The sequence below is a fragment of the Pantoea trifolii genome (genome assembly GCF_024506435.1).
GTDB classification, from domain to species: Bacteria; Pseudomonadota; Gammaproteobacteria; order Enterobacterales; family Enterobacteriaceae; genus Pantoea; species Pantoea trifolii.
Map to the genome: position 1 here is coordinate 4,067,392 of NZ_JANIET010000001.1, position 13,307 is coordinate 4,080,698.

The window sequence follows — 13,307 nt, forward strand, 5'->3', positions numbered from 1 at the left end:
CAAGCAAAAAAAACCCCCGCATCATGCGGGGGAAGACAGGGATGGTGTCTATGGCAAGGAAAACAGGGATACTATGTTACTGGTTACTGCTGGTACTACTCACTGCTTGCAGCGGTGATGATGGCTGCAATCCTGAGAGCCGACGAACTTCAGCCAATCGTCGCTCATAATTTTTCTGCAATGTCGCTTGCTGTGCAGGCGTTAACAGGTGGTACATCTGATTACGAACCCGAGCCATTTCGACTTGCTGTTCTATCGCTGCGCGGGCTTGTTTCTCTGCCTGCTGTCGAATAGCCGATTCGTTAAATTTGTCTGCAATGACAAGGTCATGCATAGTTTCTATATCTTGAACGCTGATTGTTGGGCGTTCGTGTCGCGCTTGCTGCATCAGGTCTCGCATCTGTTGCCGCTGTTGTTCAGTCAGCTCAATGCCATCGAACATGTAGCTTTGCGGATTTTGCGTCATACTGCCTGTCGTCAATCCGCTGTTCGGATGCATCTCGTCAATCGTCGTCGTGTCTGCTGCTTCGGCGCTGGCGTGACTGAGAACCATCGCTGAGGCAATGACGACGGCGGTTAAGTAGCGCATCGTTAACTCCCAGTTCGTTCCGTTTTGCGATTCAACGAGAGCCAGTGTACGGCGGTGGCTGCAAACATCCGTCAGGGGGTGTAAAACTACGTAAAGCGTTGGATTGCAAGTCAAGGAACACGGTATTTTGCCTGCGGAGGGCAATAAAAAATGAATAAAATCCTGTTGGTTGATGACGACCGCGAATTAACTTCGCTGCTTAAAGAACTGCTTGAGATGGAAGGTTTTGAAGTCATTGTGGCAAGCGATGGTGAGCAGGCGCTTAACCTGCTAGACAACACCGTGGACTTGTTATTGCTTGATGTCATGATGCCGAAGAAGAACGGTATCGACACATTGAAAGAACTACGCCAACAGCACCAAACTCCGGTCATTATGCTGACTGCACGTGGCAGCGAACTGGACCGTGTTCTGGGCCTTGAACTGGGCGCAGATGACTATCTGCCTAAACCGTTTAACGATCGTGAACTGGTGGCGCGTATCCGTGCCATTTTGCGTCGTTCAAACTGGAGCGAGCAGCAACAGCAGCATGATAACAGCTCACCGACGCTGGAAGTCGACTGCCTGCGCCTGAATCCAGGTCGCCAGGAAGCCAGCTTTGATAGCGAAACCTTGGATCTCACCGGCACCGAGTTCACTCTGCTCTATTTGCTGGCACAGCATCTGGGTCAGGTGGTATCGCGTGAGCACCTGAGTCAGGAAGTGTTGGGCAAACGTCTGACACCGTTTGACCGCGCTATCGATATGCACATTTCTAATCTGCGCCGTAAATTGCCGGAACGTCGTGATGGTCATCCGTGGTTTAAAACCCTGCGCGGACGCGGCTATCTGATGGTTTCGGCATCATGATTGGAAGTTTAACCACCCGCATCTTCGCCATCTTCTGGCTCACGCTAGCGTTGGTGTTGATGCTGGTTTTGATGGTGCCCAAACTCGATTCGCGCCAGATGACCGCATTACTGGAAAGCGAGCAGCGTCAGGGCACCATGATTGAACAGCATGTTGAAGCGGAGCTGTCTCAGGATCCGCCAAACGACTTAATGTGGTGGCGTCGCCTGTTCCGCTCCATCGACAAATGGGCGCCGCCTGGACAGCGCTTGTTATTGGTGACCAGCGAAGGCCGGGTGATTGGCGCGCAGCACAATGAAATGCAGATCATCCGCAACTTTATTGGGCAGTCGGATAACGCCGACCACCCACAAAAGAAAAAGTATGGTCGCGTTGAAATGGTTGGGCCTTTCGCGGTGCGCGATGGCGAAGACAACTATCAGCTCTACCTGATTCGTCCTGCCACCAGCTCACAGCTCGATTTCGTCAATCTGCTGTTTGACCGCCCGCTACTGCTGCTGATTGTCACCATGCTGATCAGTTCACCGCTGCTGCTGTGGCTGGCGTGGAGCCTGGCGCGTCCCGCCCGCAAACTTAAATATGCGGCGGATGAAGTGGCAAGCGGCAATTTGCGTCAGCATCCGGAACTGGAATCGGGGCCGCAAGAGTTTCTGGCAGCGGGTTCGAGTTTCAACCAAATGGTGAGCGCACTCGAACGCATGATGACGGCGCAACAGCGTTTGCTATCTGATATCAGCCATGAACTGCGTACGCCGTTGACTCGCTTGCAGCTGGCAACCGCGTTACTGCGTCGCCGTAACGGGGAAGGCAAAGAGCTGCAGCGCATCGAAACGGAAGCGCAGCGTCTCGATGGCATGATTAACGATTTGCTGGTGCTGTCGCGTACGCAACACAATAATGCACTGGTTAGCGAGGCAATGAAGGCCAACCAGCTGTGGAACGGCGTGCTGGAAGATGCCAAATTTGAAGCCGAGCAGATGGGCAAACTAATGGAAGTGCCCTATCCGCCTGGCCCGTGGCCGCTGTACGGTAATCCACATGCGCTGGAGAGTGCGCTGGAGAATATCGTGCGTAATGCGCTGCGCTATTCGAATTCGCATATCAGCGTCAGCTTCTCGGTGGATATCGAAGGCATCACCATCCACGTCGATGATGATGGTCCGGGCGTCAGCCCAGAAGATCGCGAGCAGATTTTCCGTCCGTTCTACCGCACCGATGAGGCGCGCGATCGTGAATCAGGCGGCACCGGATTGGGCCTGGCGATCGTCGAAACGGCCATCCAGCAGCATCGCGGTTGGGTCAAAGCCGATGACAGTCCGCTCGGCGGTTTACGCCTCACGCTGTGGCTGCCGCTGTACTCCGCCCGTCAATAATTTGTTATGCTTCGGCCCTCGTTTCTGGGGGCCTTATGCTAAACATTGTCTTATTTGAACCTGAAATTCCGCCAAATACCGGCAACATCATTCGCTTGTGCGCAAATACCGGTTTCCAGTTACACCTGATTGAACCGCTGGGCTTTGCCTGGGATGATAAGCGCCTGCGCCGCGCCGGGCTGGATTACCACGAATATACCGCCTTAAAAAAACACGCCAATTACGCGGCATTTCTGGCGACGGAAGCGCCTCAGCGCATGTTCGCGCTCACCACCAAAGGAACGCCTGCGCACAGCGCGGTGAGCTATCAAAAGGGGGATTATTTGGTGTTTGGTCCGGAGAGTCGCGGCTTACCCGCAGAGATCCTCAACGCGCTGCCCGCTGAGCAGAAAATCCGTATTCCGATGATGGCGGAAAGCCGCAGCATGAATCTGTCTAATGCGGTATCTGTGGTGGTGTATGAAGCGTGGCGCCAGCTCGATTATGCTGGCGCACTGATCAAAGGCTAAATTCCGTCGCCGTACTCAAAGCCCGCGCCGTTGAAGTGCTGATCCATATCCATCGACGGTTTATCGCTGGTCGGTTTACCGACAATGCGCGCAGGCACGCCGGCCGCCGTGGTATGCGGCGGTACGGGCTGCAGGACGACGGAACCGGCACCGATTTTCGCACCGCGCCCCACTTCAATGTTGCCCAGAATCTTGGCACCCGCGCCAATCATTACACCTTCACGGATTTTCGGATGGCGATCGCCGCTGGTTTTACCGGTACCGCCGAGCGTCACCGATTGCAGTATTGAAACGTCATTTTCGATGATGGCTGTTTCGCCGATAACAATGCCGGTGGCGTGGTCAAGCATGATGCCGCGACCAATGCGCGCCGCCGGGTGAATATCCACGGCAAACGAGACGGAAATTTCGTTCTGCAGATAAACCGCCAGTGCGCGGCGACCTTCTCTCCATAACCAGTTGCCAATGCGATAGGCCTGTAAGGCGTGGAAACCTTTGAGATAGAGCAGCGGTGTAGAGTATTTATCAACAGCGGGATCGCGCTGACGCACAGCCTGAATATCGTAGGCCGCGGAGACAATCATCTCTGGGTCTTCACGATAGGCTTCTTCCACGATTTCGCGAATAGCAATAGCGGGCATGATCGGGTTTGCCAGCTTGTTGGCGAGCATATAGCTGAGCGCGCTACCGAGGTTTTCGTGTTTAAGCAATGTCGCATGGTAAAAGCTGGCCAGCATAGGTTCACAGTCGGCCAGTGCTCTGGCTTCGGCTTTGATATGGTTCCAGACCAGTTCTAACTCTTCAGACGACATTGCTGTTTGCTCCCGATAAAAAAAGCGCCTGATGGGGCGCTACAGGTGGTGACGCTGGCGCATCCTGCTTCAGCTTTGGCTGTTTTCGTCCTTCCTTGCACGGCCAAGTAAGGTCAATGCTGCCTCTCGCGCTGATTTTCCGCAATAGAGCACCTGATAAATCTGCTCAGTAATCGGCATTTCTACGCCGACACGCGCGGCCAATGCTTTGACTTCCTTAGTGTTTCTGTAGCCTTCTACAACTTGTCCGATAATGCGTTGCGCATCGTCTACGCTCTCGCCTTGCCCCAGCATCATGCCGAAACGACGGTTGCGCGACTGATTATCGGTACAGGTCAGCACCAAATCGCCTAAACCGGCCATGCCCATAAAGGTGGTGGCATCGGCACCCAGCGCTGCGCCGAGACGGCTCATTTCCGTCAGACCACGGGTGATTAAGGCAGTACGCGCGTTGGCACCAAAGCCTATGCCGTCAGAAATCCCCGCACCAATCGCAATCACGTTCTTCACCGCGCCGCCTAACTGCACGCCGATGAAATCCTGATTGTTATAGACGCGGAAACTTTTACCACAGTGCAGCTTCTGCTGCAGGTCGTCAGCGAACTCCGCATCAGTCGATGCCAGTGCGATGGCCGTAGGCATGCCAGCAGCCAGCTCTTTGGCAAAGGTGGGTCCGGAAATCACCGCTAGCGGAATGGCATCGCCAAGGATTTCACGCGCCACATCCTGCAGCAAACGGCCGGTCTCTTTTTCCAGTCCTTTAGTCGCCCAGACAATCCGTGAATCGGCACGCAAATGCGGCTTAAGCTGCGTCAGCACGTCGCCAAATACATGGCTCGGCACCACGACCAGCAGATCGCGACTGGCGTTAACCACGGTAGCCAGATCGGCTTCAGGAACGAGATTATCAGGGAAAGGAACATCGGGCAGGAAAGCGGTATTGCAGCGGTCAGCTTGCAGCTGCGCCAAGCTTTGAGGATTGTGGCCCCAGAGCAGAACCGGATGGCCATTACGGGCCAGCGTGATGGCCAATGCGGTGCCGTACGAGCCGGCACCGATGACGCTAATTGAAGCATTGAGTGTAGTCATCAGGCATCCTGATGTGGCGCTTCGCCTTCACCTTGCTGCTGCAGATAGTTCATAAACAGCGCATCAAAGTTAACTGGCGCCAGGTTGAGCTGCGGGAAAGTACCACGAGACACAAGGCTGGTTACGCATTCGCGTGCATACGGGAAAAGAATGTTCGGGCAGTAAGCACCGAGGCAATGTGCCATCTGCGTGCCTTCGATACCGCTAATGGTGAAAATACCCGCCTGCTGAACTTCGCACAGGAATGCGGTCTCTTCGCCAACGGTTGCGGTTACGGTAACACGCAGAACGACTTCAAAAACGCCATCAGCCAGCTGAGAAGAGGCGGTGTCCAGGTCCAGCTTCACTTCCGGTTCCCACTCTTTCTGGAAAACCTGCGGTGCGTTTGGCGCTTCGTAAGAAACATCTTTGGTGTAAACACGTTGAATCTGGAACTGCATTTCGCTGTTGCTTTGCTCTGACATGTGTCTAAATCCTGTGAGTTAAAATTGTCTGACCGAAAAGTTATGCCTGGAGTAAAGGATCAAGTCCCTGACGCCCATCCAGCGCGTAAAGATCGTCACAGCCGCCAATGTGCTGCGCATCAATAAAAATTTGTGGCACCGTCGTGCGACCGCTGCGTTGAATCATCTCTTCACGTTTCGCCGCGTTCCCGTCAATGGGAATCTCCTGGTACGACACGCCTTTCTGATCCAACAACGCCTTTGCACGGTGGCAATAAGGACAAGTGACTTTGGTGTAGATCTCTACATTTGCCATACGGTTACCTCGAAGAAGTTATTTACCGCGCACCAGTGGCAGGTTTTCACCACTCCAGCCGCTCACGCCATCTTTCAGTACGGAGACTTTCTCGAAGCCCGCTGCGCTCAATTTCGCCGCAGATTCGCCCGCACTTTGACCGGTCGCGCAAACTACAATTATGTGCTGTGACTTGTGCTTTTCCAGCTCGCCAAAGCTCTCTTTTTTGATGTCTGCTGCCGCTACGTTGATAGCCCCAGAAATGTGTCCTTTGCGGTAATCGTCACGTGAACGAACGTCTACCACCACCGCGTCCTCTTTGTTAATCAGGTGGGTTGCTTCACCACGGCTGATGGTTTTTACTTTAGAGAACATACCTTTAACGGTGGTCACAATCACGAGAACGAGTAAAGCAACCCATGCCAGACTGAGGATGGGGTGATTGCTTGCAAACTGCATAATTTCTTGCATGAGGGGTAACGACTCCAAACCGGGCTGATAAGCTAAAACAAGGGTTCTGAGTATACCTGCGCCACTTCGCATGTACAGTCGCTAAGGGGACAGAGTTACGATTTGTGCGTCATTTTCCAAAAAAAGTGTTCTAATCCCAAAATTAAGACAAAGTTTATGCCGGTAAGCTCGGTACAGACATTTTTAGCAAAGTAAAACCCGGCCGGGCTAACTGGTAAGCGGCTGTTCATCGTGGAATAATTATCGACTATGAAGGGAAAAGCGACCGTTACACACACAAGGACCCGTCACAACGGCACTGCGCTTCCGTTGTCATTCCGCTGGTCCGAAATCTCCCTGAGTCTGCTTCTGGCAGGCACATTATTACTTCCTGCTGCCGCTCGCAGTGCGGATGACAGTAAAACGCAGTTGAAGTCCATTCAGCAGGATATCGCCGAGAAAGAGAAAAGCGTTAAAGCACAGAAAGTGCAGCGCAGTAAGCTGTTGGATCAACTGCAGAGTCAGGAAAAAGTGATTGCGCAGGCCAGCCGTCAGCTGCGCGAAACGCGTAACAGCCTCAGCACGCTCGAAGGTGAAATCGCGCAGGTCACCTCCTCTATTTCGCGGCTGGAAAAGCAGCAAGCGCAGCAGGAAAAACTGCTGGCACAACAGCTTGATGCCGCCTTTCGTCAGGGACAGCATAATGGTCTACAGTTGCTGCTTGGTGGCGAAGAAGCCCAGCGCAGTGAGCGTATTCTTGCCTATTTCGGCTATCTCAACGCCGCACGCCAGAAAAACATCGACGATCTCAAGCAAACCCAACAGCAATTAGCGGAACAGCGCCAATCATTGCAGGGTAAACAGGATCAGCAAAAATCGTTGTTAGCTCAGCAGCAGACGCAGCAAAACAAGCTGGAAGCAGCTAGCGCGGCGCGTAAGAAAACGCTCACCGCACTGGAAAGCTCGCTGGAGAAAGATCAGGCTGACCTGGTTGAGATGCGTGAGAACGAAAGCCGATTGCAGAGCAAAATCGCCAAGGCTGAGCGTGAAGCGCGTGAACGTGCCGAACGGGAAGCGCGCGAGGCGGAAAAAGTGCGTCAACGTCAGGCACAGGCGAAAGCCAAAGGATCAAACTATCAGCCAACGCAGAGTGAGCGCGAGCTGATGGCGCGTACCGGCGGATTAGGCAAGCCCGGCGGGCAAGCGGTTTGGCCGGTACGTGGACGCATTGAACATCGCTTCGGTGAATCGATGCAGGGCGAATTGCGCTGGAAAGGTCTGGTGGTTGATGCGCCAGAAGGCACTGAAGTGAAAGCCATCGCAGATGGACGCGTACTGATGGCCGACTGGCTACAAGGCTATGGTCTGGTTGTGGTTCTGGAACACGGTAAAGGTGATATGAGCCTTTATGGCTACAACCAAAGCGCACTGGTGAGCGTGGGTGCTCAGGTGAAGGCAGGACAGCCTATCGCCCTTGTGGGCACCAGCGGCGGCCGCGGCACGCCTTCGCTCTACTTTGAAATCCGACGCCAGGGACAGGCCGTCAATCCACTACCGTGGTTAGGAAGATAAGTTTTGTTTCAACCCTCTAAGCTCTCGGCCGCCCTGTGCGGCCTGTTTCTATCACTTTCCGCCCATGCGGGAAAACTCTCCATCGTGATCGACGACTTCGGTTATCGGCCAAAAGAAGAGAATAAAGTGCTGCAGATGCCTACTGCGATTTCCATTGCGGTCCTGCCGAATGCGCCACATGCACGTGAGATGGCGACGAAAGCGCATCAGGGCGGTCGCGAAGTGCTGATTCACCTGCCGATGGCACCGCTCAGCAAACAGCCGCTGGAGAAAGACACGCTAACGCCAGAGATGAGCAGCACGGAAATCGAGCGGATTATTCGTGAAGCCAGTGGCAAAGTGCCTTACGCCGTCGGCCTGAATAACCATATGGGCAGCAAAATGACATCCAGCCTGCCCGGCATGCAGAAAGTGATGCAGGTGCTCAATCACTACAACTACTACTTTCTCGATAGCATGACGATTGGCAACAGTCAGTCGATCCCGGCCGCGCAAGGCACCAACGTTAAAGTACTGAAACGTCGCGTGTTCCTTGATGATAGCCAAGATGAAGCTTCAATTCGCATACAGTTTACCCGCGCGGTGAAACTGGCGCAGCGCGATGGTTATGCCATCGCCATTGGCCATCCGCATCCCACGACGGTGCGCGTCCTGCAGCAGATGCTGCCGACATTACCCGCCGATATCACGTTAGTGCGGCCAAGCCAGTTACTGAATGAGCCGCTGCATCAGGGCACGACTCCGCCGCCATCCAAAACGCAGCCTCCACGCTTCCGCGCGCCAGGCGTATGTAAACCGAACAAACCGTTGGCGCCAGTGCCGCAGAGCCACGCCGTTGAGTTGATCAGTGAAAGCATTGTGCAAAGCCCATTGGTTCAGTCAATAAAGCAGCTCTTCTGAGATCGGGAAAAGGAAATTCAATGAGAAGAAAAATTCTGCTATTGGATACCGGCCGCGAATGGGGCGGCGGTACCAACAGTATGCTCGAGTTGCTTAAGCGCATTGATCGACAGAAATTTGATATTACCTGCTGCTTCTATAACAACTATTCTCGCGGCAACAGTGAAACCATTGAGTCAATTCTCAATTCGATTGGCATTCCGGTGGTTTTTATCGCCCAGCGTCGTCAGCCGAAATGGGCGAAAATCGCTAAAGAGCTGTTACGCACGCTATTCATTTTTAACCGTTCGCTGAAGAAGCAGATGATTGGTTGGGTTGATGAAAAATGGCGTGTGTTGCCAAACGCAAAACAGATTTCATCAATTTTGCATGCAGGGCAATATGACGCGCTGTATATGAATAATCAGCCCAGCACCAATGTTGAAGGCTATCGCGCTGTTCAGGGTATGCCGGTTGCGCTAATACAACACTGCCGCATTGAGCCGCAGATGAACTCTGCGCTGGTCGAGATGGTTAATGAACGTGTTGATGCCGTTATCGCGGTTTCGCATGGCGTAAACCAGACGCTGCGCGAGAGCGGGGTTGATGCGCAGCGTTGCTTTACTGTTTCAAACGCCATCGATATCCATCAGGCCTTACCGGATCACGAGAAAGTGCGCGAGCGCTTTGCTTATTCGCCTGATACTTTTATTTTTGGCTCGATCGGATCCCTTATTACACGTAAAGCGAATCATCATATTTTCCAGGCGCTAGGCCAATTTAAACGCATGCATCCTGAAGCTAAATGGAAAATGGTGGTGGTGGGTTCCGGGCCGGAACATGAAAATCTGGTTCAGCTGGCACTTAAAGAAAACATTGAAACGAATGTTGTTTTTACCGGTTTTCAAAACAACCCGCTGGATTACCTCGCAGCGTTTGATGCCTTTATTCTCGCCTCGCGCAGTGAAGGCTTACCGCGCGTAGTGCTGGAAGCCATGCTGGTGAAAACGGCCGTTATTGGTTCGAATGTCGTGGGCACCTCAGAGTTAATTAACCACAATGAGACTGGATTAATTTTTGAATATGGCGATGTTAAGCAATTAAGTGCTCATCTTACCGCCTTATGGCAAGATGCAAGCTTGCGCCAGCGACTGATTAGTACTGCGGAATTACGCGTGCGTGAATGCTACGCGATTGAACACTATGTCGCGGGGGTTGAAATGATATTGGATAAGAGTATTGAAAGGAAAACGAATGTTTGATTTTTTAAACAAAAATCGTCGGCATATTCGTGGGCGTCATAATATCCCCTATTCGCAAAGCAGTACGCAGGGCGATGTTCCGGTTACCTCTGTTGTCATACCTTGTACCGGTGCTGACTATGTTGAAGAAGCGTTATTAAGCGCCGAGTTTGCCAGTCGGTTTGCGCCCGAAATGAAAGAGATTGTTATCGTTAGCGATCAGCCTGTGCAGGTTTTTGGCAAACTTCCACACAATAGTCGTGTGGTAACGTTAGATGTTCCTCATCGCGAAGAGAGCTATCGTTACAAGCAAATCTACCGCAGCCGTTTAATTAAAATTCAGGCGCCTTTACAAGCAAAAGGTAACGGTATTTTAATGATTGATTCGGATCTGAATTTGCTTAAATCCCCCGATATTCGCATGCATGCAGGTCACCTTTATTCTAGTTTCCGTAACGGAAAAATGATCGCCAAGCTGGAGGGTGCAGAAAAACATGCCATTCCCGCCTATTACCGGCCGTCAATAAGACCTTATTTTGAAGACCACGTTAATGGCGCCTATTTGGCGGCAACCCGACAAACCTGGAAACGCATTTGTCCACTATGGTTAACGCTATTTCAGGACACCTGGGAATTAATGAACGATAGTCAACCGCCGACAGATCAGCTTCCTCTTGCCGCCTTATTGGATATGCTGGATCTACGCACAGTTAATTTAGGTGAATGGGCGAATTGGCCTGTGTCAAAAAAGATTGGTGGCACCCCGGCGACAATCCCCGCAGAAGTCATTGGCGCGCACGGTGGTTTTCCATTGAGTGAATGGCAAAAGTATTTACATGATCCCACTCAGCCTCTCACTTTTAGAGGCCAGGATTATACGCGCAAAGTACGTTATCTGACGGATGCGGAAAAACAGCAGTCCTGAAATTCTCCGGCCATCAGGCCGGAGAAAGGTTTAATCCCAGCTCAACACCACTTTGCCGGATCGTCCCGAACGCATCTCATCAAAGCCCTGCTGGAACTCATCAATGTGATAGCGATGGGTGATGATCGGCGTGAGATCGAGGCCAGACTGAATCAGCGCCGCCATCTTGTACCAGGTTTCGAACATCTCGCGGCCGTAGATGCCTTTGATGAACAGGCCTTTAAAGATTACCTGATTCCAGTCGATGGACATCTCGCCCGGCGGAATGCCGAGCAGCGCGATGCGGCCGCCGTGGTTCATCACTTCCAGCAAAGTGCGGAACGCCGCTGGCGCACCGGACATCTCCAGACCCACATCAAAGCCTTCGGTCATGCCGAGCTCATTCATCACGTCACGCAGATTCTCCTGCGCCACGTTCACGGCGCGCGTTACACCCATTTTGCGCGCCAGTTCGAGGCGATAGTCGTTGATGTCGGTGATCACCACATGGCGCGCACCGACGTGCTTACACACCGCCGCCGCCATAATGCCAATCGGCCCGGCGCCAGAGATCAGCACATCTTCACCCACCAAATCGAACGACAGCGCGGTGTGCACCGCATTGCCGAAGGGATCGAAAATCGCCGCCAGTTCATCGGAAATGTTGTCAGGAATTTTGAAGGCGTTAAACGCCGGAATCACCAGATATTCAGCGAAACAGCCCTGACGATTGACGCCAACGCCTACCGTATTGCGGCACAGATGCGTGCGTCCGGCGCGGCAGTTGCGGCAATGGCCGCAGGTGATATGACCTTCACCGGAAACGCGATCGCCCACGGCAAAGCCCTTAACTTCCTGACCCATTCCTACCACTTCGCCCACATATTCATGGCCGGTGATCATCGGGACTGGAATGGTTTTGCGCGACCAGTCGTCCCAGTTATAGATGTGCACGTCGGTGCCGCAGATAGCAGTTTTACGAATCTTAATAAGCAGGTCGTTATGGCCGGGTTCGGGAATCGGCGCGTCCTTAACCATCCAAATGCCTTCTTCGGCTTTTAATTTGGCGAGTGCTTTCATTTACTTGCTCCTGAAATAACGCCCAGCTGTTGACCAATGCGGGTAAAGGCAGCCACGGCGTGCTCCAGCTGCGCCTGCGTATGTCCGGCAGAGATCTGCGTACGGATACGCGCCTGGCCTTGCGGTACCACCGGATAGAAGAAGCCGGTGACGTAGATGCCTTCCTGCTGCAACAGGTTGGCAAACTGCTGCGCCACTTTGGCATCGCCCAGCATTACCGGGATGATGGCGTGATCGGCGCCGGCCAGCGTGAAACCTGCAGCAGTCATTTTCTCGCGGAAGAAGCGGGCGTTTTCCCACAGGCGCTGACGTAAACCGTCGCCTTCGCTTAGCAGCTCCAGCACGCGCAGCGAGGCGGCAACAATTGCCGGCGCCAGCGAGTTGGAGAACAGATACGGACGCGAGCGCTGACGCAGCCATTCAACCACTTCTTTCTTCGCTGCCACGTAGCCGCCCGATGCACCACCCAGCGCTTTGCCCAGCGTGCCGGTCAGAATGTCGACGCGATCCATCACGTCACAATATTCGTGCGTGCCGCGTCCGGCAGAACCGACAAAGCCCACCGCATGAGAATCATCGACCATCACCAGCGCATCGAACTCATCGGCTAGATCGCAAATGCCCTGCAGATTGGCGATCACGCCATCCATCGAGAACACGCCGTCGGTGGCAATCAGGATGTGACGCGCGCCTTTATCGCGTGCTTCCTGTAAACGCGCACGCAGCTCGCTCATGTCATTGTTGGCGTAACGATAGCGCTGCGCTTTGCACAGACGCACGCCATCAATGATCGAGGCGTGATTGAGGGCGTCGGAAATAATCGCGTCTTCAGCGCTGAGCAGCGTTTCAAACAGGCCACCGTTGGCATCAAAGCAGGACGAGAACAGAATCGCGTCTTCCATGCCGAGAAACTCAGCCAGCTTATGTTCCAGCTGCTGGTGGATGTCCTGCGTGCCGCAGATAAAGCGCACCGAGGCCATGCCAAAACCGTGCGAATCCATGCCGTCTTTCGCCGCCTGGATCAATGCCGGATGATTGGCTAAACCCAAATAGTTATTGGCGCAAAAGTTGATAACGGGCGGGCTGTTGGCAACGTTGATTTCTGCCTGCTGTGCCGATGTGATGGTGCGTTCTCGTTTGAACAATCCGTCCTGACGTGTTGTCTCAAGTTGTTGACGAATTTGCGAATAAAACTGACTGGACATGATTCTGCTCCTCAGAT

General features: G+C 53.3%; 15 protein-coding genes. 7 read left to right on the top strand and 8 right to left on the bottom strand.

From position 1 onward, the window contains the following. Window positions 1–76: 76 nt before the first annotated feature. Window positions 77–589, bottom strand: coding sequence for a cell-envelope stress modulator CpxP (cpxP, locus tag NQH49_RS18925; RefSeq protein WP_008109700.1), 513 nt, complete (start codon window positions 587–589; stop codon window positions 77–79). 150 nt (window positions 590–739) lie between these two features. Here cpxP and cpxR point away from each other — a divergent pair, with 150 nt between their 5' ends. Genes cpxR through trmL form a run of 3 tightly spaced genes read left to right on the top strand, consistent with a single transcriptional unit; the run spans window position 740 to window position 3,320 of the window. Beyond that, the gene (gene cpxR, locus NQH49_RS18930) at window positions 740–1,438 is read left to right on the top strand and encodes an envelope stress response regulator transcription factor CpxR (RefSeq protein WP_007885339.1); all 699 of its coding nucleotides are present in this window, start codon (window positions 740–742) and stop codon (window positions 1,436–1,438) included. Further along, the gene (gene cpxA, locus NQH49_RS18935; protein ID WP_008109701.1) at window positions 1,435–2,811 is read left to right on the top strand and encodes an envelope stress sensor histidine kinase CpxA; all 1,377 of its coding nucleotides are present in this window, start codon (window positions 1,435–1,437) and stop codon (window positions 2,809–2,811) included. Before cpxR ends, cpxA begins: the two co-directional genes overlap by 4 nt. A 35-nt stretch (window positions 2,812–2,846) precedes the next feature. Next, entirely contained in the window at window positions 2,847–3,320 is a 474-nt protein-coding gene (gene trmL, locus NQH49_RS18940) for a tRNA (uridine(34)/cytosine(34)/5-carboxymethylaminomethyluridine(34)-2'-O)-methyltransferase TrmL (protein ID WP_256697818.1), read from the top strand. On the opposite strand, the gene cysE is transcribed toward trmL, so the two are convergent. From cysE to NQH49_RS18965, 5 genes are all read right to left on the bottom strand, one after another. Continuing rightward, complete coding sequence (gene cysE, locus NQH49_RS18945) at window positions 3,317–4,132, bottom strand: serine O-acetyltransferase (RefSeq protein ID WP_008109705.1); 816 nt, start codon at window positions 4,130–4,132, stop codon at window positions 3,317–3,319. The two genes, trmL and cysE, sit on opposite strands and share 4 nt — an antisense overlap. Before the next feature lie 69 nt (window positions 4,133–4,201). Beyond that, window positions 4,202–5,221, bottom strand: coding sequence for an NAD(P)H-dependent glycerol-3-phosphate dehydrogenase (gene gpsA / locus NQH49_RS18950; RefSeq protein WP_256697819.1), 1,020 nt, complete (start codon window positions 5,219–5,221; stop codon window positions 4,202–4,204). After that, window positions 5,221–5,685: a protein-export chaperone SecB gene (secB, locus tag NQH49_RS18955; protein ID WP_007885330.1), complete on the bottom strand. Its 465-nt coding sequence runs from the start codon at window positions 5,683–5,685 to the stop codon at window positions 5,221–5,223. Before secB ends, gpsA begins: the two co-directional genes overlap by 1 nt. Before the next feature lie 40 nt (window positions 5,686–5,725). Next, window positions 5,726–5,980, bottom strand: coding sequence for a glutaredoxin 3 (gene grxC / locus NQH49_RS18960; RefSeq protein WP_097095602.1), 255 nt, complete (start codon window positions 5,978–5,980; stop codon window positions 5,726–5,728). 18 nt (window positions 5,981–5,998) lie between these two features. After that, window positions 5,999–6,430 carry a rhodanese-like domain-containing protein gene (locus tag NQH49_RS18965; RefSeq protein ID WP_008109709.1) on the bottom strand — a complete coding sequence of 144 codons (432 nt, stop codon included), beginning with the start codon at window positions 6,428–6,430 and terminating at the stop codon, window positions 5,999–6,001. A 249-nt stretch (window positions 6,431–6,679) separates the two neighbouring features. On the opposite strand from NQH49_RS18965, the gene envC reads away from it, so the two are divergent. The 4 genes from envC to NQH49_RS18985 are packed head-to-tail and all read left to right on the top strand — an operon-like array spanning window position 6,680 to window position 11,026. Further along, window positions 6,680–7,981: a murein hydrolase activator EnvC gene (envC, locus tag NQH49_RS18970; protein ID WP_256697821.1), complete on the top strand. Its 1,302-nt coding sequence runs from the start codon at window positions 6,680–6,682 to the stop codon at window positions 7,979–7,981. Window positions 7,982–7,984: 3 nt separating this feature from the next. Continuing rightward, a complete protein-coding gene (locus NQH49_RS18975; RefSeq protein WP_256697823.1) occupies window positions 7,985–8,881 on the top strand; it encodes a divergent polysaccharide deacetylase family protein in 897 nt (298 codons plus the stop codon). A 20-nt stretch (window positions 8,882–8,901) separates the two neighbouring features. Continuing rightward, entirely contained in the window at window positions 8,902–10,122 is a 1,221-nt protein-coding gene (locus NQH49_RS18980; protein WP_256697825.1) for a glycosyltransferase, read from the top strand. Next, complete coding sequence (locus NQH49_RS18985; protein ID WP_256697826.1) at window positions 10,115–11,026, top strand: hypothetical protein; 912 nt, start codon at window positions 10,115–10,117, stop codon at window positions 11,024–11,026. Before NQH49_RS18980 ends, NQH49_RS18985 begins: the two co-directional genes overlap by 8 nt. Before the next feature lie 30 nt (window positions 11,027–11,056). Here the strand turns inward: NQH49_RS18985 and tdh are convergent, their stop codons facing one another. Together tdh and NQH49_RS18995 are read right to left on the bottom strand one after the other, a co-directional pair. Beyond that, on the bottom strand, window positions 11,057–12,085 hold the full coding sequence (tdh, locus tag NQH49_RS18990; RefSeq protein ID WP_256697828.1) for an L-threonine 3-dehydrogenase: 1,029 nt from the start codon (window positions 12,083–12,085) through the stop codon (window positions 11,057–11,059). Then, the gene (locus tag NQH49_RS18995; RefSeq protein ID WP_256697829.1) at window positions 12,082–13,290 is read right to left on the bottom strand and encodes a glycine C-acetyltransferase; all 1,209 of its coding nucleotides are present in this window, start codon (window positions 13,288–13,290) and stop codon (window positions 12,082–12,084) included. The genes tdh and NQH49_RS18995 overlap by 4 nt, the downstream gene beginning before the upstream one ends. Between the last annotated feature and the right edge of the window lie 17 nt (window positions 13,291–13,307).

Bases quoted from the DNA above. Each gene is read 5' to 3' on its own strand.
- NQH49_RS18980 (WP_256697825.1), top strand. From the start codon at position 8,902: ATGAGAAGAAAAATTCTGCTATTGGATACCGGCCGCGAATGGGGCGGC.
- cpxR (WP_007885339.1), top strand. From the start codon at position 740: ATGAATAAAATCCTGTTGGTTGATGACGACCGCGAATTAACTTCGCTG.
- gpsA (WP_256697819.1), bottom strand. From the start codon at position 5,221: ATGACTACACTCAATGCTTCAATTAGCGTCATCGGTGCCGGCTCGTAC.
- NQH49_RS18985 (WP_256697826.1), top strand. From the start codon at position 10,115: ATGTTTGATTTTTTAAACAAAAATCGTCGGCATATTCGTGGGCGTCAT.
- envC (WP_256697821.1), top strand. From the start codon at position 6,680: ATGAAGGGAAAAGCGACCGTTACACACACAAGGACCCGTCACAACGGC.
- NQH49_RS18995 (WP_256697829.1), bottom strand. From the start codon at position 13,290: ATGTCCAGTCAGTTTTATTCGCAAATTCGTCAACAACTTGAGACAACA.
- secB (WP_007885330.1), bottom strand. From the start codon at position 5,685: ATGTCAGAGCAAAGCAACAGCGAAATGCAGTTCCAGATTCAACGTGTT.
- cysE (WP_008109705.1), bottom strand. From the start codon at position 4,132: ATGTCGTCTGAAGAGTTAGAACTGGTCTGGAACCATATCAAAGCCGAA.
- cpxP (WP_008109700.1), bottom strand. From the start codon at position 589: ATGCGCTACTTAACCGCCGTCGTCATTGCCTCAGCGATGGTTCTCAGT.
- cpxA (WP_008109701.1), top strand. From the start codon at position 1,435: ATGATTGGAAGTTTAACCACCCGCATCTTCGCCATCTTCTGGCTCACG.
- tdh (WP_256697828.1), bottom strand. From the start codon at position 12,085: ATGAAAGCACTCGCCAAATTAAAAGCCGAAGAAGGCATTTGGATGGTT.
- NQH49_RS18965 (WP_008109709.1), bottom strand. From the start codon at position 6,430: ATGCAAGAAATTATGCAGTTTGCAAGCAATCACCCCATCCTCAGTCTG.
- trmL (WP_256697818.1), top strand. From the start codon at position 2,847: ATGCTAAACATTGTCTTATTTGAACCTGAAATTCCGCCAAATACCGGC.
- grxC (WP_097095602.1), bottom strand. From the start codon at position 5,980: ATGGCAAATGTAGAGATCTACACCAAAGTCACTTGTCCTTATTGCCAC.